Origin of the sequence: Saccharospirillum impatiens DSM 12546 (assembly GCF_000423605.1) — a bacterium.
Classification (GTDB): Bacteria; Pseudomonadota; Gammaproteobacteria; order Pseudomonadales; family Natronospirillaceae; genus Saccharospirillum; species Saccharospirillum impatiens.
Map to the genome: position 1 here is coordinate 1 of NZ_AUIH01000026.1, position 17,741 is coordinate 17,741.

Sequence of the window (17,741 nt, forward strand, 5' to 3'; positions counted from 1 at the left end):
TATCGTTCTTTCGAAGGCTTTAGAACGAGCATACTGTTTCACTGTGGGAAGCTGGATATGCTGCCATAGGGTTCCACAGAGTTTTACGAAGAGCCAAAAACCTTTGGACGTCATTCCATAGAAAATCTCGGCCAACGGCATAGCGCCGATTGCTGCAGGCAGACCATGGCCGGTAAAGTCCCCCAAAAACAGCAACATACCACCATCGGGCTTGCGCTCAGCCAAGACGGTATCGCCATTAAAAACGGCCATCGGCGACAGGGAGTGCTGGATGTTAGGCAGGTTAAGACATCCGGAATGGGCAACGTTGTCGAAGACAGTTTTGGCAACTTGTTGCTCCAACAGCATTTGCCGGTTATGTCGCTGCAACTGGGCGTGCATGGCACGCATGCGACTGAAGGCGTTGATCTTGGCTTTCAGAATAACCCGGTTGTAGGGCTTGGACATAAAGTCATCGCCACCACTGTCGAGGCATTCAGCCAGGGATTCTGCATCCTGCAGAGAGGTTAGAAAAATGATCGGAACAAAATCGCTGTCTGCCAGTGTTTTGATGGCTCGACAGGCTTCAAGACCGTTCATGACCGGCATCAACGCATCCATCAACACGATATCCGGTTGATGCTGTGTGAACAGCTCAACGGCTTCACGCCCATCTTTGGCAAGCAGAACTTCGTGCCCCTCCCGGCGCACAATGGCTTGAAGAATCATGCGGTCCGACTGATTGTCATCTGCAATCAGTATCCGCAGACCCTGCCCCGGGGCCTGATCAGGCGAAGGACTGGTCATTCGATCCTGAACAGCTGCCCAAAATTGGAGATGGTCAGTATTTTTCGAACATCCTCATTGCAATTGACGATTCGGATTTCCGAATGGTCGCCACCGGCATGGTCCCGTAACAACAGCAACATGCCCAGCGCGGAGCTGTCGAGGTAGGTAGCATCGCACATATCAATGATATAAACCTTGATATCCGGCGAAGCGTTCTCGTATATCTGGCGAAACTCCTGATGCGAACTGAAATCAAACCGGCCCGTGATCTTTATGATCATCTCACGCCCGTTGTCGTTGGCAACTGCCGACACTGTCATAGTAAATCCTCTGTGGTTTGGTGGACTCTGGGTGGGCGCCCTTTGTTATTAACCGCGGCTTCAAAGAGGATAGCGCATCCCGACAATCTGGCCCGCAATTGCTTACTTTACTGGTTGCACGGGCGGCCTGGCAAGCTGTACCGGGGCTATCGGCCCGGCCCTGAACGCTGGGTCATCTGTCCGACCAGTTCGTCAAGGGCCTTTTGTTCCTGCTTGTCCGCTTCAATGACTTCCTGCATCGAGAGCTTGTCGACCAGTTGCCCGATACTTTTGCGCCGCTGATAGAGCTTTTGCCATTGCATCAGCACTTGTTGTTCCTGGCGCTGCCACTGCTGTATGACGCCCTCCTGCTGTCCGATGACACCACCCAACTGATCAATAAACCCCTGAGTGCGACGCCACTGAACGATAGACAGGCCCGCACTCCCCTGAGTCTCAAGATACCCAAGGTACTCACCCCGATACCCTTCCAATTCACTCAACTGAGCCCTTTCCTGCTCCAGGCGCTGACGAGTCTGAGCCAGTGCCTGAGCCGCCTGGTCTTCACGTTGCCGGGCGAGCTTTTCGATCAATTGCATGCGCTGCGATCGTTTCATGACATACTGCCTGCCTGGTTCAAAGTGCGACTACCGGAAGTCTGCTATTGAGAGCGCTGTGGCCGTGCCAGCGGCCGACCCTTCTTCATCGGAGACGGAGCAGCCGAAGGCTGACCTGGCGCCAGGGCCTGCAATTGCGCAACGCTTTCCTGATAGCGCACTTGCTCGTTCAATCCCTGCTGCAGGAAGCCCCGCACAACCGGGAACATCTGTATCGCTTCGTCGATGTCCTTGTCCGACCCTGAATTATAGGCTCCAATGGCGATCAGGTCCCGATTCTGGTGGTACCGGGCCCAAACCTGTTTAAGCGTTTGGGCTTGTTTCATGTGGGCAGCGGAGACAACCTGAGGCATCGCCCGGCTGATGCTCTGTTCAATGTCAATGGCCGGATAATGCCCCTCTTCGGCGAGACGCCGGTTCAATACAAAGTGGCCATCCAGAATAGCGCGTGACGCATCGGCAACCGGATCTTGCTGGTCGTCACCTTCTGTTAAAACAGTATAGAAAGCCGTGATCGATCCGCCACCGGCCTCTGCGTTACCCGCGCGTTCAACCAACTGCGGAATACGGGCGAAAACCGAGGGCGGGTAGCCTTTGGTCGCCGGTGGCTCGCCGATAGCCAGTGCGATCTCCCGCTGTGCCTGAGCAAAGCGGGTTAGCGAGTCCATCAGCATCAGTACATTTTTACCTTTAGCCCGAAAAAATTCGGCAATACTGGTGGTGTACTGGGCCGCGCGCAATCGTAACAACGGCGCGTCGTCAGCAGGAGAGGCAACGACCACAGAGCGGGCCAACCCCTCGTCGCCCAGAATGTCTTCGATGAATTCTTTGACCTCGCGACCCCGTTCGCCAATGAGCCCAACCACAATAATGTCGGCCGTGGTAAAGCGAGTCATCATACCCAGCAACATCGATTTACCAACGCCTGAACCGGCGAACAAACCCAGGCGCTGGCCCCGCCCTACGGTCAGCAAGCCATTAATGGCGCGTATGCCAACATCAAGCGGTTCGCGAATCGGCTGGCGATGCAAAGGGTTGATCACCACCCCGTTCAGGCTTTGTTCAACCCGGCAACTCAGGGGTCCCTTGCCGTCGATCGGTTCGCCAAAGCCATTGACGACCCTGCCGAGTAACTCGTCGCCAATCACCAGTTCGCTGGCACTTTCAAGAGGCACCACCCGAGCACCGGAACGCAACCCAGAGATAGGCTGCACTGGCATTAAAAAGGCTTTATCGTCCTGAAACCCCACCACTTCGGCTTCGATCCGGTTCTGACGATCTATCACCAGACAACGTTCACCCACGGTAGCGTTCAACCCGATAGCCTCCAGCGTAAGCCCCACCATCCGGGTTAGCTTTCCTTCAACGATGACAGGACTGCGCTCGGGTATCCAGCGCTGACAATCGTTGAGAAACGACCCCAGGTCTTTGCTCATGCGTCTTTGTGTCCGGTGTCGGCAGACGGAGACTGCTCGGCTGCAGTATCACCCCCGCCATCAATGGAACGGTCGGATTCGGCTAGGGTGTCGTCCGGATCGCTGCTTGTTTCAGTACCTTCCCGTACCTCCGAGGGCTGCTCGGTGTCCTTCGTATCAGACTCGTCTGAATTCGGGACCTCTTCTTCTGTTGGGCCTGTTGGGCCTGTTGGGCTTGCTGGGCCTGACGATTGCGCAACCGACGGATCCGGCTCGGCGATGTGGGGTTCAGGCAACCCGGTCTCAGCATCGGGTTGCTCCCGATCCGGCAAATCAACTTCGGGTCCACCCTGGGCCCCTGTCGTCTCTTCAGTCATGCCTTCAGCGTCAGTCGTACCTGAGTTGGCTGAGCTCTGGGGTTCGGTATCGACTGTGGGTTCGGTATCGACTGTGGGTTCGGAATCGTCTATCGGCACTGTTTCCGGCGCTGGCTTTTTGTCCTGTGTATCGGACTCAACCGAGGCCTCCGGTATTGGCTCGGCGGGCGGCAATGACCAGGGTTCTTCCATTTTTGCCAGGTGCTCACTGAGCCCTGCATGGGCTAACAGGTTGCTCACTTGCTGTCGATAACGATGCTCAAGACTGTAGTCAACATAGCTGAAACGGGTGCGAATCAGGCATCCACCTCGACTGACTGCGGGAGTGGGCACCAGATTCCAGTGAGGCTCCGCAATGCGTTCTACAAGTGCCGCATCGTCCGGGTTGACCTCCAGTGTAAATCGCTCATCGGCATTGGGCAGTGCCTGCACAGCCGCATGAACCAGACCTTGAATGTGGTCGGGGTTCAACGTCAGCTCAGCATCGATTACATTTCGCGCAATGCGCGTGGCCAGGGCGACCAGTCCCGATTCAAGATCGTCGGTTTGCTGCCCCAACACCTGCCTGATCTGATCCAACAATTCAGCCAAGGGTGCCAGTTCGGCACTGATGCGCTCGGCCTCAGCCTGTTGAGCGGCCAGCATTCCGGCTTTGTTGCCCGCACTCAGACCCTCCTGTTCGCCGCTGTCGTATCCGGCTTTATAGCCTTCGGCCTGACCGCTTGCCTGGCCCTGCTTCATTCCCTGCTCAAACCCGGATTCAAACCCTTCGTTATAGGCGTCTTCGTGTATCTGGCGAAGATCGTCGGCAGTCGGTGGTTTCAGGGTGTTTGGCTGTACATCTTCGACGGAACCGGTATCCGGTTTACTCTTGGCTGGCGTTGATACCGGCTTGCCCTGAGCATCCCAACGCGGTAACTGATAGGGCTCTACGCGAGGGGTCTCCTGGCTGGAATCAGCGGCCCCAGCAATGTCTTTAAGGGGCGATCCTGCGGAACGTCTCGCGGTCCCTCTTGTGTTATCCGACGTCATAGTGACTGGCCTTCAGTCGCTGGCAGGCAATTGCCGCTGGGGTTGTTTAAAAAATACCCGGGCGTCATACCATTGCATCGCCAGCGGAGCCACCAAGAACGATTTCGCCCGAATCCGCCATGCGACGGGCAATGTTGAGAATTTCCTTTTGCGCCGATTCGACATCGGTCAAACGCACGGGACCCATGGCTTCCATATCGTCTTTGAGTATCTCTGCAGCCCGCTTTGACATGTTACCGAGAATCTTTTCCTGCAAGTTCTGATCGGCGCCGCGCAGTGCAACCTTGAGCGTATCGGTCGCAATCTCGCGCAACAGTGTCTGAATGCCCCGATCGTCGACTTCGGACAGATTGTCGAACACAAACATAAGATCTGCGATCTCGGTGGCCAGGTCTTCGTCGACCTCTTTGATGCCATCCATGATCTCTGCTTCGACACCGGACTCCAGGAAGTTCATGATTTCGGCTGCTGTCTTCACACCACCCAGAGACTGGGCCTGAGCACCTGCACTGGATGAGAACTGCTTTTCGAGAATTGAGTTCAGTTCCGACAAAGCGGCAGGTTGCACCGTTTCCAGTGCCGCCACTCGCATTATGATGTCGAGCCTGACTTTCTCACTGAACTGCGACAGTATTTCGGAAGACTGGTCAGGGTCGAGATAGGCGATGACAATGGCCTGAATCTGAGGGTGTTCATTACGAATGATATCAGCCACGGCCCGGGCTTCCATCCACTTCAGTGTATCCAGGCCCGTGGTGTTGCCACCCAACAAAATGCGATCGATCAGGCCTGAGGCCTTATCTGACCCCAGTGCCTGAGTCAGCATGTTGCGAATGTAGTCATTTGCCCCGATGCCAAGGCTGGTCTGGCCGCCTACTTCTTCGAGAAACAATCTGACCGATCCTTCCAACTGCTGTTGCCGAACCTCTGACAAACCCGACATGGCGGTGCCGACACGCTGCACTTCTTTGGGTCCCAGATGCTTGAGTACTTCTGCCGCGTCAGCTTCTCCGACACTCATCAGTAAAATGGCAGCCCGGTTAAGCCAGGGAATACCATCCAGTGCACGCTCGGCGTCTTCTTTACTGTTCTGCCGGGGCACCGGCAGATTAGAATTTTGTTCAGTCATTGTTCATAATCCAGCGTTTTAGAACAAGCGCGACACGGCCCGGGTCTTCAGCGATCAGACCTCTCAGGGCATCCAGTTGCCGTTCAAAACTTTCAGACGGACCTGGCAGTTGGTATTCATCAACCGTACTCAGGGTCACCTTGTCGTCAGTGATCGAATCTTCATCCATATCCAGCGACGCCAGCATATCGTCTTCTCCGTCCTGTTCGGTTTCGCCCCGGTTCATCAGGTTTCTAAGTGCCGGTCGCAATATGCCGAATACCAGGATCAGTACAAACAAGCCCGCCAGAATCTGCTTGGCAATATCCCAAAACCAGGGCTGAGTGTACCACTGCGGTTCAACGATGGTGTCATCTGCGCCCATGAAACTGGAGTTGATAACATTGATGCTGTCGCCCCGTGCCGGGTCATACCCCACCGCGTCTTGCACCAGTAAACGAAGTTGCTGCAATTGCTCGTCGGTCCAGGGCTCTCGGGCTGATTCTCCGGTTTCCGGGTTGGGACGCATAACGTCATCAACCACGACCGCGACGGTCAAACGGCGAACCCGTCCTTGCTGAAATTGAGTGTAGCTGAGGGTACGGTCAACTTCATAATTGCGAGTTGCTTCATTTCGGCTAGAAGTAGGCGGTTGCACCGGCTGACCATTTTCATCCAGCTCCTCCGGCGCCTCAGCCTGACCTGGGGGCTGATTGTTGAGCGCTCCGGGTATGCCGCCCTCGGCTTCGCCAACACGCTCTTCGTTGATCGTTTGCTCACTGCGCAAGGCTATCAAATCAGGGTTATAAAGCTCTTCTGCCTGCTCAACCCGGGTAAAGTCGATATCGGCTGACACTTCTGCACGAAACTGCTGATTACCGACGATCGGGCTAAGAATGGAGTTAATGGCGTTAACCATCCGATCTTCTACGCGCTGGGTGTATGAAAATTGCCGGTCAGTCAGTTCCTCAGCAGCGGTTTGAGTATCATCAGATAGCAGACGGCCTCGTTGATCAACGATGGAAACATTGCTGGGTTGCAGCTCGGGAATCGACCCGGCAACCAGATTACGAATGGCATTGACCGAGTCCCGATCCATTTCGGCCCCGGCATACAGATCGGCAAACACAGACGCTGTCGGTTGTCGCTGGTCGCGCACGAACACAGACCGCTCAGGAATCGCCAGATGAACACGGGCGGTTCTTACCTGGTTAATCGACGAAATGGTCCGCGCCAACTCCCCTTCCAGACTGCGCAGGTAGCGGGTGTTTTCCATAAACTGACTGGTACCAAGCGGCTGATCCTGATCCAGCAGCTCATAGCCAACGGTCTGATCGTCTGACAACCCTGCCCCGGCGATCGCCAACCGGGCCTGATGCAGGTCACCTTGCCTGACCAGAATGACACCACTGGCCGGATCGATGTCGAAATCAACGGCATTGGCTTGCAACACCTCAATGACATCAGCCGCCGCATAACTGTTGGTACTGTTCATCAGTGGCCGGTAAGTCTCTTTTTGCGACCAGAGTACAACGGCCAGCCCGAGCGCAATACTGGCCGCCAGACCAATCAAAAGACCAAACTGACGCATCATACCCAGCTTATTAAAACCCAGTGCCAGTGGGTGCAAGCGGCTGGCGCCGGACGCGTCGGCTTCCACCATCTCCGACCGTTCGGTCGCAGCCATGCCACGACCATCAGCACGCGAGCGGCTTGGCAGAGCGCTGTCATCCTGTTGTGATTGGCCGCCCATGGCCGTTCCAGTGGCAGCGGGTACGTTTTCAGTCATGCTCTATCCTGTTGGTTAACCTGACTCCACATAAGAGGAGCCCGTCGTCATGCGTCCAAAAAGCAACGCGATTCAGATCGGCATGTTCATGATTTCTTTGTAGGCCTCGACCATCTTGTTACGCACTTCGGTCATTGCCTGAAACGAAACACTGGATTTTTGCAGGGCAATCATCACTTCCGGTAAATCCACAGACGGATCGCCCATTTCATAGCGGGTGGCGATATTGCTGGCTGCCTGTTGGTTGTCGCTCACGGTATCAATGGCGGATTTGAACATATCGCCAAACGATGGCACGTCTTCGCCAGGCGGCGTATTTTGCAAAGCATTGATGCCTTGCGGAGCGAGACTGTCCTGCACCTGCCCCGCCGGGTTCGCTTGCTCCCGGGCCTGCTGCAACTGACTGGCAAAGCCTGGTCCGTCTGGCCGGTTTACCGTATTGGCAGGCGGGTTCATCTGCTCGCGTATAGAGCGCATCTGGCCCAGTACGTTTTGAATATCGAGACGATGATCGGACATCTGTATTCCCCTCAAACACTCAGGCAACCTTGAGTGTCAAAAAAACCGATGATTCGGGTCAGTTCTCGTCGGGAGCGACAAAATACAGTCGCTTTACGCTCGAAATGACCACTGACAAGGGAGACAGAGCAAAGGATGGGCCAATCTTTGCCGCTTGGGGCAGATGACTGGTGTCGGCGGGAAGACACCTTTATTTATTACTCAGGTTTCGAAGTTCACTAAGCGGCCCTGGCACGCATCGGCCACCGGTGCTGCCCCTGCGGGGTCGGCGTGAATCCTTCCATGGAGCCTAGACCGCAACATCCATGTTGCGGACTACCCCGCAGAGGCAACACCGGCAGCCGACGCTCACAGTGTACGCACTCCAAGAACTGAGTTATTTAAACGTCAGGCACAGAAACCCTAACCGCGTTCGTGAACTTCCTTCATGACACAGCAAACCATATTGAATGAATCAGAATGGCTAGATTCGGCCACAACCACGAACAGGCATTCAATGACTTGTGCAGATGTGGGCCGATGACCCACTATTGCTGTCAGTGGCTGTCTTGCGAGCTGATGGCAGCTAGCCAGGTGTTCGTGCGCTGGTGTGAGTGCTGGCAGGATGCGTCTTAGTCCGAATGGCCAAAATTTGGTCTGTCACACGACAGAACTACTCCACACGGAGTAAAGTAGCGTTACAAGTTGCGTTCGATACAGTTGCAAGAGCTTGGCCAACGACTTTACCGCCGAAAGCATTGTTTGCACGATATTCCATGGAAAGACTATGCTGACCACTATCATCAACTGGCGTTATCCGTGTTTCCATATGTTCAAAGCTGTCTGGGTCTCTAAGGTTATTTTCAACCTGCTGCACGACGTCACGATGAGAACCATCCCAATTGCTTAGACAGTGAAACCCAGCTTTCTTGTTTTCTGCCTGTTCTTCAGCTTCTCGCTGTTCGCGTATAGCTATTTCTTCATCACTCTCGCTCTCGGGCCAAAAAAAGTACAAAGCCCCCAGTACAACAACACCAATTATTAACCAGCCTTGAATGTTTTGCTGAGGTGTTAACGGTGCCTGCCCTGGCTGGCTCACACCGCAATTAGGGCAGGTTTTCGCGCTGACAGCGACATCCTGACCACATTCCTTACAAGGTGTGAGATTAGACATTGAGACGGCACCTTATTTAATTTTCAATTCAGCCTAACGATAGTTTTCGATATGGCATGTCGCACGAACCTGAATAGCATGATAGAGCTTTAACTTCCGTATAATGACGACCGGCCAGCAAACAGCATAGCAATTGCGTAGTTATTGTCTACCGCTGATCATATTAACCAATAAAGGATAGGTGTATTAGCGCATGCATTAAAAAGACACTGTCAGAATAACTGTATGCATTTGATTATTTGCCCGCTACTTTGGGGGAGGTCGACGTCGCGCTGTGCCTCAGTTGACAAGGTAACGGTGTAACAAGCGAATAGAAACTCGCCTAGAATTGAAAAACTACCAAGTGTATCGGTAGCCGAGAGCATAGCTGGAGTCCTCATCACCGGCGCTAAAACCATAACGTACACTGCTATGCTCATCCGGCCAAAGGGCGACACCAAGACTCCATGATGAATCCAGTTCGTCATCTACAGGATTGAGCCAAGTGCCAGTCACTTCAACCAAATCTAGCGCCAGCCAGGCCCGAGACTGCACACCCCAAAACAGGGAATTTAGGCCATCTTCAGAGCAGACGTTTTCATAACAAGCTTCAGCATTCAATACTGCTTGGCCAAGCAGTGGCGTAACATCTAGGCGGTTTGCCACAGGGAAAGGAAAAGCTAACCCGAAAAGGGTCTCAGTGTAAGAAATCTCTGTCTGATCCCCGTCTGCGCTCAGCGTAGAGGAATTCAACCAGATAGCGATAGAGTCATTGAACTGGTATGCGCCAGAAAGCGTTCCACCAATCACGCCTCTATATTCTGTGTTACCAAAAATGATGGGTTCATCGAATTCAGTTGCAGTAAGATCAACCCCAATATAGGAATACCCGAAATTACTGGCCTGAAGGTCATCACTTATCCCGACAGCGATAAGGCTAGTAGCAGCCAGTGCGATCTTTAACATGGTAATCCCTCAAACAATAAATACGACAGAACAGAGTACTTGATTGCAGAAAGACTTACCCTACCCGAGAAAGTATCGAGGAGGCCACAAAACCGACCAACATAAGTGCTACTTTCTATTGATACAGGACTCTGTTTGGCTATATATCGGCCACACGACCTTACAATTTTCATTCAGGTATTAAAAAAGCCACTCGGCATAACCCGTAAGTGGCTCTTTTGTGTTGTTTTGGTCGGGCATGCAGGATTTGAACCTGCGACCCTCGCCACCCCATGACGATGCGCTACCAGACTGCGCTAATGCCCGAAAACGTCGCGAATAATACGCTAAGCAGTTGAAAAATCAAACCTTTTTGACGATTAATCGTCAGATAGCAACTTCAATACGGCTTCAAGTTCGCGAATCATATCCTGAATCAGAGCCTGATGCTGGTGTTGCATTACCTCACCGTCTTCAGGATCGGACAGTTTTTGCCGGGCACCGCCAATGGTGAAGCCATCTTCATAAAGAAGGTGACGAATTTGGCGGATCAACACGACATCATCCCGCTGATAGTAGCGACGGTTACCCCGACGCTTCACCGGACTGAGCTGTGGAAACTCCTGTTCCCAATAACGCAGGACATGTGGCTTTACAGCACACAGTTCACTGACTTCACCAATGGTGAAGTATCGCTTCCCTGGGATAGGAGGCAATTCATTATTCTGGCTCGGTTCCAGCATATGCCTCGACTTTTACCTTAAGCTTCTGACCGGGACGAAATGTCACCACCCTGCGCGCTGAAATCGGGATTTCCTCACCCGTCTTCGGGTTTCTGCCAGGGCGTTGACGCTTATCTCGGAGATCAAAATTACCGAACCCCGAGAGCTTAACCTGTTCGTTATGCACGAGCGAGTCGCGAATCTCCTCGAAGAAGATTTCGACCATTTCCTTTGCTTCACGTTTGTTAAGGCCAAGCTCTTCATACAAGCGCTCTGCCATCTCCGCTTTGGTCAAGGCCATTCTCAGTTCCTCAGCGCAGCATCGAACCTCGTCTGCAAGGTGTTGATGATCGAATCCATCAAACTGTTTACTTCTTCATCAGTAAGAGTGCGCGAAGGATTCTGCCAGGTCAAGCCTAAAGCCACGCTTTTTCGTTGCGAATCAATGCCTTTGCCACGATATATATCAAACAGGGTCAGGCTTTCGAGGTCGTCACCCGCCATTTCGCGAACACTGTTCATCAGGTCCGCTACCGGAGTTTCCTCGTCAACAACCACCGCGAGGTCACGAGTACTGCCCGGGTAACGGGACAAAGTCTTAAACGCGGGTAGTTGCGTTTTGACAATCCGGTCCAGCCGCAACTCAAATAGAAACGTTGGTTGTTTAATGTCCAGTTGTCTCGCCAGGCTCGGGTGCAAAGCCCCAATGTAACCAACCAGTTTGCCGTTGCGTTCAATGCGTGCACTTTGGCCGGGATGCAAAGCCGAATGCCGGCCCGGCAGAAAATCGTACTCCACCCCTTTGACCAGCGATAGAACTTGCTCAACATCGCCTTTGACATCGAAAAAGTCGAGTGCCTCGCCATTCTCAAACCAGGCCTCGGGCAGCCGACTGCCCGTCGCAATGCCGGACACCATGGCGATTTGTTCCGTTCCCTTGGGCGTTTTCCGAAATCGCAAACCTGTCTCGAACAGTCGGACTCTGTCCTGCTGGCGTTTCAGGTTGTGCGTCAGTGCTTTGGCAAGACCGGGCCACAGTGACACTCGCATCACCGCCATATCCGCAGAAATGGGATTTGCCAGTTCAATACCAGCCTCTTTCGGAAACATGGCTTGTTGCAACGCTGGCTCAACGAAACTGTAGGTGATCGCCTCCTGATAGCCTAGGGCCGCCAAGCGGTCGGCAATCGCCGCAGTAGTGACACGTTGTTCAGGTTTGCCACGCGGCCCCAATGCCGCCCTGGGTTGGGTGACAGGCAGTCGGTTATAGCCATAGATGCGAGCGATTTCCTCAACCAGATCGGCTTCAATCGCCATATCAAAGCGCCAGCTGGGCGCCTTTACCTGCCATTCACCGGGTTCGGATTCATCCAATATGAAACCAAGGCCGGTCAGAATTCGCTGAATCTCGTCATCGGCTATTTCCAGGCCCAGTGCAGACTTAACATTGCCTGCCCGCAATGCAATGGTTGCTGGTACTGGCACATGGGCCCCAACTTCATGCACTTGGGTTGGGCCGGGTTCAGCACCACAAATATCCACCAACAGGCGCGTGGCCCGTTCAACGGCCAATTCCTGCAGGGCAGGATCAACGCCGCGCTCAAAACGATGGCTCGCGTCGGTGTGCAGGCCAAAGCTACGCGCCCGGCCCGCGATCTCGATGGGTGCAAAAAAGGCACTTTCCAGGAATACCCGGCGGGTTTCCTGCGAGACGCCGCTCTGCTCTCCACCCATAACGCCGGCCATGGCCAGTGGGCCAGCAGCATCGGTAATCAGCAGTACATCTTCGCCGAGTGTCAAAGTCTGGCCATCCAGCAATTCAATGTTTTCCTGCGGCTGTGCACGACGCACCGTGATGCCACCCTTCAACTGATCCAGATCAAACCCGTGAAGGGGCTGTCCCAGTTCCAGCATCACATAATTGGTGACATCGACCACCGGGTCGATCGAACGAATCCCGGAGCGACGCAGCCGCTCAACCATCCACAGTGGCGATTCGGCAGCCACATTGACATTATTCAACACGCGGCCTACATACCGCGGACACCCGACCGGGTCTTCCAGGTTCACCGGAAAGGTGTCCTGATGGGTTGCAGCCACCGGCTCAATTGCTGGCGCAGTAACTACCAAGTCATTCAACACGGCCACTTCACGAGCCAGGCCCGCTATGCTCAGGCAGTCTGCCCGGTTGGGAGTAAGGTCGATTTCGATACTGAGATCGTCAAGATTCAGCAGCGTGCGAACATCCTGCCCGACTGGCGCTGATGCGACCAGCTCCAGAATGCCATCATGGTTATCGGACAGGCCCAGCTCTTTCTCACTGCACAGCATCCCCTGACTTTCCACATCACGCAGCTTCGCTTTCTTGATCTTAAAATCGCCAGGCAGAACAGCACCTACCCGGGCAAGTGCAACGTTGATCCCGGCGCGGGCGTTAGGCGCGCCACAGACAATCTGCACAGACTCTTCACCGGTATCGACAGTACACACCTGCAGTTTATCGGCGTTGGGGTGCGGCTCGCAGGCCGATATGTGGGCGACGATAACGCCGGAAAAAGGCTCGGCTACCGGCTCGGCACCGTCTACCTCCAGACCGGCCATAGTGATCTGATCCATAAGTGCCTGTGAACTGAGATCAGGACTTACCCATTCTCTTAACCATTGTTCGCTGATTTTCATATTCTGTTAACCATCCTGACTGTGTGACGGACCACCGGGGTTCAGTTGAACTGACGCAGAAACTTAAGGTCGTTTTCAAAGAACAACCGAAGATCGTTGACGCCATAGCGCAACATGGCCAACCGCTCTACCCCCATGCCAAATGCGAATCCCTTATAGATGGTGCTGTCGATATTCGAAGCGGCGAGCACATTGGGATGCACCATGCCACAGCCCATCACTTCCAACCAACCGGTGTGACTGCAGACACGGCATCCATCGCCCTGACACATGACACACTCGATATCGACTTCAGCCGATGGCTCGGTAAACGGGAAATACGAAGGACGGAAACGCACTGCAAGTTCTTTCTCGAAGAACACCCGCAAAAACTCCTCCACTGTGCCTTTCAGGTCGGCGAAGCTGACATCGGTATCGATCATCAGCCCTTCCATCTGGTGGAACATCGGAGTGTGGGTCAGATCCGAATCACAACGGTAAACCCGGCCCGGACAAATCACCCGAAACGGTGGCTCACCGGCTTCCATGGTTCTCACCTGCACCGGTGACGTATGAGTACGCAGCAAAGTGGTGGCGTCAAAATAGAAGGTATCGTGCATGGCGCGCGCCGGGTGGTGCGACGGAATATTGAGCGCTTCAAAATTGTGATAGTCGTCTTCAATCTCCGGGCCGACGGCGACGTCATAGCCAATGGCGGTGAAGAAAGATTCCATACGACGCAGGGTTTGGGTGACCGGGTGCAAGCCGCCCTTCCCTTGCCGGCGACCGGGCTGAGTTACATCCACCTTTTCTTCCGCCAGGCGCTGGCTCAGTGCCGCCTCTTCCAGATCAGCCTTGCGCGCTGCTATTGCGTCTGCGACGGCCGACTTAACCTCATTGATCCGGGCCCCGGCAGCAGGGCGTTCCTCGGCGGACAGGGCTCCCAAGCCTTTCAACTGGGCAGTAATTTCGCCTTTCTTTCCCAGAAACCGGACCCTGAGGTCATCCAGTTCCTGAGTTTCCTTGGCATGGCGAACCGCTTCCAAAGCGCGTTCATGCAGTTGAGCTAGGGTTTCCATGGACTGTCGAGACTCCCGTCGGAAATAGGCTGTAAAAAGCCTTTACTATAAAGATGAGATTAAAATAAGCAACTGAAAAACAAGGCTTTTTAGTCCTGCAGAAGCGATGAACCGGAGAACTTTTCGACCTCCTGGCACTCCGGTTTAGAGGCTGCCTTGCTCAATAAACAAACTGTCGGCAAAGGCGCGCTCACAGTAGTGACATTTCAATTTAACGGCATCATCGGCAGCGAGGACGCTGAAACGGGTATCGACCGGTTCATTGTGGGTAATACAATTGGTATTCGGGCACTTGAATACGCCGACAAAGCGCTCAGGCAGTCCGATCGGGAACTTACGGACAACCCGATAATCCTCAATGATGTTAACGGTGGCCCTCGGCGCGAAAAGAGCCATCTCGGCAGCATCGCTTTCGGTGAACCGCCACTCGTCAATCTTAATCAGATCTTTCAGACCGCCCCCATGACTTGGCAGGTTAAGCCCGACAGTCAGGCGGACTTCGGCATTCTTGAGTTGCAGGCGCCCCAGTATGGTCAGCCCTTTTCCAGCGGGAATATGATCTACCACGGTGCCAGACTGAATAGCCTCGACCAGCATTTTATCCCGATTCATCGCAGACATTTCACCGCCCTCCCGGAAATGACAATTCATCGGCCTCATTCATAACCCCGGACAGCAGCGCCTGACGCGCGTATACGCCATTTTCAGCCTGTTGGAAATAGTAGGCAAAAGGCGTCCTGTCGACGCTGGGGTGAATCTCATCAACCCTGGGTAACGGGTGCATGACCCGAAGATTAGACCGGGCCTGGGCCAGCATATCGGCCTTGAGAATAAACTGAGAGGCGATGTGTGTGTATTCCGTAGGGTCCAGTCGCTCCTTTTGAACCCGGGTCATGTACAACACATCAACCATGGGAATGACTTCTTCCAACGACCCGACGCGACAGAAGCGAATACCCATCGCCGTTAAACTGTCTTCAATGTAAGCCGGCATAACCAGGGCATCCGGTGACACGAAGTAGAATGTTGGGTTGAAATGCCCCAGCGCCTGTGCCAGCGAATGCACAGTGCGCCCGTATTTAAGATCACCCACCAATGCAACAGACAGACCATCGAGCCTGCCCTGGCATTCAGCGATCGAAACCAGATCCAGCAAGGTCTGAGTCGGGTGCTGGTTAGCACCATCGCCCCCATTAATCACCGGAACACCAGCGACTTCGGCTGCCAAACGGGCCGACCCTTCCTGTGGATGCCGCATGATAATGGCATCTGCGTAAGAAGCGATCATTTGAATGCTGTCAGAAAGTGTCTCGCCTTTTTTAGCCGACGTATTACCGCTGTCTGAAAAACCGATCAGGGTGCCACCAAGACGCTGAACTGCCGTCTCAAACGACAAACGCGTTCGGGTAGAGGCTTCAAAGAAGCAGCTGGCGATCAATCGATCCTTCAGCAGCGGCAGCGGCCCTGACTGTTTGAGCTCGGCTGAACGATTAACGATGAATTCAAGGTCGGTGCGTGACAAATCCCCAATGGAGATTACATCACGACGATACAGAGGGTTACTCATGAACCTGCCCAAGCAAGATTTGGCGCATTATAAAGCAAGGAGCACGCTATACAATTCCTTCGATCACCTTATACACCCCCCAGCCTAACCCGACCCAGCCCATCACAACCAATCTGTACTTGTGATCGACTTCACAACAGCGTTCGAAAGGTGTTACCAGACGCCACCCGGAGTATACCCTCGATATACTTGAACAATGGTTGTTTCAACCGGTCGGATAGCTTGCTACTTTTTGTCTCGCCCGCTGTAACGGCACCCTAAAAACGATCAACAACCGATAAGGAAAGACGATGTTGAAAAAAGGAATCATCTCATTGGGATTGGCCATCAGCTGCCTGCTGCCTTTGGCACACGCAGAAGAAACTGCCACCGAAACAGCCACTGCAGAATCCGTTGTACTGTACGTTGACATCAACAATGACTCTGCTGAAAAGCTGGCCGACTTGCTTGACGGCGTCGGCCTGGTAAGAGCTGAAGCCATTGTTGCCTACCGTGACGAGTTCGGTCCCTTTATCGCCCCTGAAGATCTGATGAACGTTCAGGGCATAGGACCCGCGACACTGGAAAAAAACCGGGATCGAATTCAGGTTGGCATGGCTGACTGACACCCCCGAATCAGGGATGGCAATACAGCCAGGGATCTGGCACAGACAGGCGTAGGTCCCGCTGCAGGCGGGTAACAGGGAAACCAGCAGGACGCTGGCTTGCAACAAGGACGCAGCCGGCAGGGACGCCAACAAAGGAAGCCGAACCCAGAGTTCGGACACAGGGAAGCGCGCTCAGGAAGGGCCATTGGCAAGGAGGCCAGCTCAGGGAAGACCGAACCAGGGAAGGTTTTGCCAGGGAAGGCTATATCAGGGAGGAGTTGTATGGTTGGCGGATACCCGGTTTCGGGTGAGCGCCTTCCGCAAAGGACGGGACCATGAGGGATCGAAAGGCTATTTTGCCAGGGAAATGCGCTCACCAGGAACGGTGTCGCTCACCAGGCATCCAAGGCAACCGGAACACCTGATCAGTGTTCCGGTTTTTTTTCGTTAAGGCCAGCGCATATTGGGTTCATCACAGTGATGGGATGGATCGCAACGAGATTCGAACTCGCGAGGCTTCCCGCCCAGCCCCAACCTCGTCAAGATTGTGCTCTACCACTGAGCTATTCCTACTTATTCTTCAAGCATAAAAAACCCAGCGCACAGCTGGGTTCTTAAATTTGGAGCGTTTAACGACGCGTCAGCGCCCGCAGGGGCCATCACAGGGAAGTGATGGATCGCAACGAGATGTAATCTCGGTTCCCAAAAACAGAAAAAGCAGCCCTTGGCTGCTTCATCTTTAATTTGGAGCGGGAAACGAGATTCGAACTCGCGACCCCAACCTTGGCAAGGTTGTGCTCTACCACTGAGCTATTCCCGCATTTTTAGCGTATCAACGCTATAGGTCTTACTTTTTGAGCCTTCTTCGAAGGCTGAACTCGCGAGGCTTCCCGCCCAGCCCCAACCTTGGCAAGGTTGTGCTCTACCACTGAGCTATTCCCGCATTTTTAGCTTGAAAAACGCTAACCGTCTTGAAACAGAAATAAATGGTATCCCGTAGGGGACTCGAACCCCTGTTACCGCCGTGAAAGGGCGGTGTCCTAGGCCACTAGACGAACGGGACACAGGCCATCAGCTGGTTGCTGAAGCGGGGCAAATAATACCAACTCAGAATCTGAAATCAAGGA

At 53.9% G+C, this 17,741-nt stretch carries 17 protein-coding genes and 4 tRNA genes; 1 reads left to right on the top strand and 20 read right to left on the bottom strand.

Annotation, left to right across the window (positions count from 1 at the left end; genetic code table 11):
- The 17 genes from G565_RS24130 to pyrB form a co-directional block, all read right to left on the bottom strand.
- Positions 1-786: response regulator (locus G565_RS24130; RefSeq protein WP_157600085.1), on the bottom strand; the 786-nt coding region annotated here is incomplete at its 3' end.
- Positions 783-1,088 (bottom strand): STAS domain-containing protein, encoded by a 306-nt coding sequence (locus tag G565_RS0113410; protein ID WP_028671380.1) that lies wholly within the window; start codon positions 1,086-1,088, stop codon positions 783-785. The genes G565_RS0113410 and G565_RS24130, both read right to left, overlap by 4 nt.
- Positions 1,089-1,234: 146 nt before the next feature.
- Positions 1,235-1,684, bottom strand: a complete 450-nt coding sequence (gene fliJ, locus G565_RS0113415) for a flagellar export protein FliJ (protein ID WP_028671381.1) — start codon at positions 1,682-1,684, stop codon at positions 1,235-1,237.
- A 44-nt stretch (positions 1,685-1,728) separates the two neighbouring features.
- Positions 1,729-3,120, bottom strand: a complete 1,392-nt coding sequence (gene fliI / locus G565_RS24135; RefSeq protein ID WP_037339243.1) for a flagellar protein export ATPase FliI — start codon at positions 3,118-3,120, stop codon at positions 1,729-1,731.
- Positions 3,117-4,508, bottom strand: coding sequence for a FliH/SctL family protein (locus G565_RS0113425; protein WP_028671382.1), 1,392 nt, complete (start codon positions 4,506-4,508; stop codon positions 3,117-3,119). The genes fliI and G565_RS0113425 overlap by 4 nt, the downstream gene beginning before the upstream one ends.
- 64 nt (positions 4,509-4,572) lie before the next feature.
- The gene (gene fliG / locus G565_RS0113430) at positions 4,573-5,637 is read right to left on the bottom strand and encodes a flagellar motor switch protein FliG (RefSeq protein WP_084649381.1); all 1,065 of its coding nucleotides are present in this window, start codon (positions 5,635-5,637) and stop codon (positions 4,573-4,575) included.
- Positions 5,630-7,405 (bottom strand): flagellar basal-body MS-ring/collar protein FliF, encoded by a 1,776-nt coding sequence (gene fliF / locus G565_RS0113435; RefSeq protein WP_245584182.1) that lies wholly within the window; start codon positions 7,403-7,405, stop codon positions 5,630-5,632. Before fliF ends, fliG begins: the two co-directional genes overlap by 8 nt.
- A 72-nt stretch (positions 7,406-7,477) precedes the next feature.
- Complete coding sequence (gene fliE, locus G565_RS0113440) at positions 7,478-7,924, bottom strand: flagellar hook-basal body complex protein FliE (RefSeq protein WP_028671385.1); 447 nt, start codon at positions 7,922-7,924, stop codon at positions 7,478-7,480.
- Positions 7,925-8,576: 652 nt separating this feature from the next.
- Positions 8,577-9,077, bottom strand: coding sequence for a hypothetical protein (locus G565_RS26065; RefSeq protein WP_028671386.1), 501 nt, complete (start codon positions 9,075-9,077; stop codon positions 8,577-8,579).
- 336 nt (positions 9,078-9,413) lie between these two features.
- Entirely contained in the window at positions 9,414-10,022 is a 609-nt protein-coding gene (locus tag G565_RS0113450) for a hypothetical protein (protein ID WP_028671387.1), read from the bottom strand.
- A gap of 229 nt (positions 10,023-10,251) precedes the next feature.
- A tRNA-Pro gene (locus G565_RS0113455) sits at positions 10,252-10,328 on the bottom strand.
- Positions 10,329-10,381: 53 nt separating this feature from the next.
- Complete coding sequence (locus tag G565_RS0113460; protein WP_028671388.1) at positions 10,382-10,744, bottom strand: MerR family transcriptional regulator; 363 nt, start codon at positions 10,742-10,744, stop codon at positions 10,382-10,384.
- Positions 10,722-11,024, bottom strand: coding sequence for an integration host factor subunit alpha (ihfA, locus tag G565_RS0113465; protein ID WP_028671389.1), 303 nt, complete (start codon positions 11,022-11,024; stop codon positions 10,722-10,724). Before ihfA ends, G565_RS0113460 begins: the two co-directional genes overlap by 23 nt.
- 2 nt (positions 11,025-11,026) lie before the next feature.
- Positions 11,027-13,402: a phenylalanine--tRNA ligase subunit beta gene (gene pheT / locus G565_RS0113470; RefSeq protein WP_028671390.1), complete on the bottom strand. Its 2,376-nt coding sequence runs from the start codon at positions 13,400-13,402 to the stop codon at positions 11,027-11,029.
- A 41-nt stretch (positions 13,403-13,443) separates the two neighbouring features.
- Positions 13,444-14,460 carry a phenylalanine--tRNA ligase subunit alpha gene (gene pheS / locus G565_RS0113475; protein WP_028671391.1) on the bottom strand — a complete coding sequence of 339 codons (1,017 nt, stop codon included), beginning with the start codon at positions 14,458-14,460 and terminating at the stop codon, positions 13,444-13,446.
- 144 nt (positions 14,461-14,604) lie between these two features.
- Positions 14,605-15,081, bottom strand: coding sequence for an aspartate carbamoyltransferase regulatory subunit (gene pyrI, locus G565_RS0113480; RefSeq protein WP_028671392.1), 477 nt, complete (start codon positions 15,079-15,081; stop codon positions 14,605-14,607).
- Position 15,082: 1 nt separating this feature from the next.
- A complete protein-coding gene (pyrB, locus tag G565_RS0113485; RefSeq protein WP_028671393.1) occupies positions 15,083-16,027 on the bottom strand; it encodes an aspartate carbamoyltransferase in 945 nt (314 codons plus the stop codon).
- 290 nt (positions 16,028-16,317) lie between these two features.
- Between pyrB and G565_RS0113490 the strand changes: the two genes are divergently transcribed.
- On the top strand, positions 16,318-16,632 hold the full coding sequence (locus tag G565_RS0113490) for a ComEA family DNA-binding protein (protein WP_028671394.1): 315 nt from the start codon (positions 16,318-16,320) through the stop codon (positions 16,630-16,632).
- Positions 16,633-17,100: 468 nt separating this feature from the next.
- Here G565_RS0113490 and G565_RS0113495 read toward each other — a convergent pair.
- The 3 genes from G565_RS0113495 to G565_RS0113505 form a co-directional block, all read right to left on the bottom strand.
- Positions 17,101-17,184, bottom strand: a tRNA-Val gene (locus tag G565_RS0113495).
- Between the two features lie 175 nt (positions 17,185-17,359).
- Positions 17,360-17,434, bottom strand: a tRNA-Gly gene (locus tag G565_RS0113500).
- A gap of 167 nt (positions 17,435-17,601) precedes the next feature.
- A tRNA-Glu gene (locus G565_RS0113505) sits at positions 17,602-17,677 on the bottom strand.
- Positions 17,678-17,741: the final 64 nt, after the last annotated feature.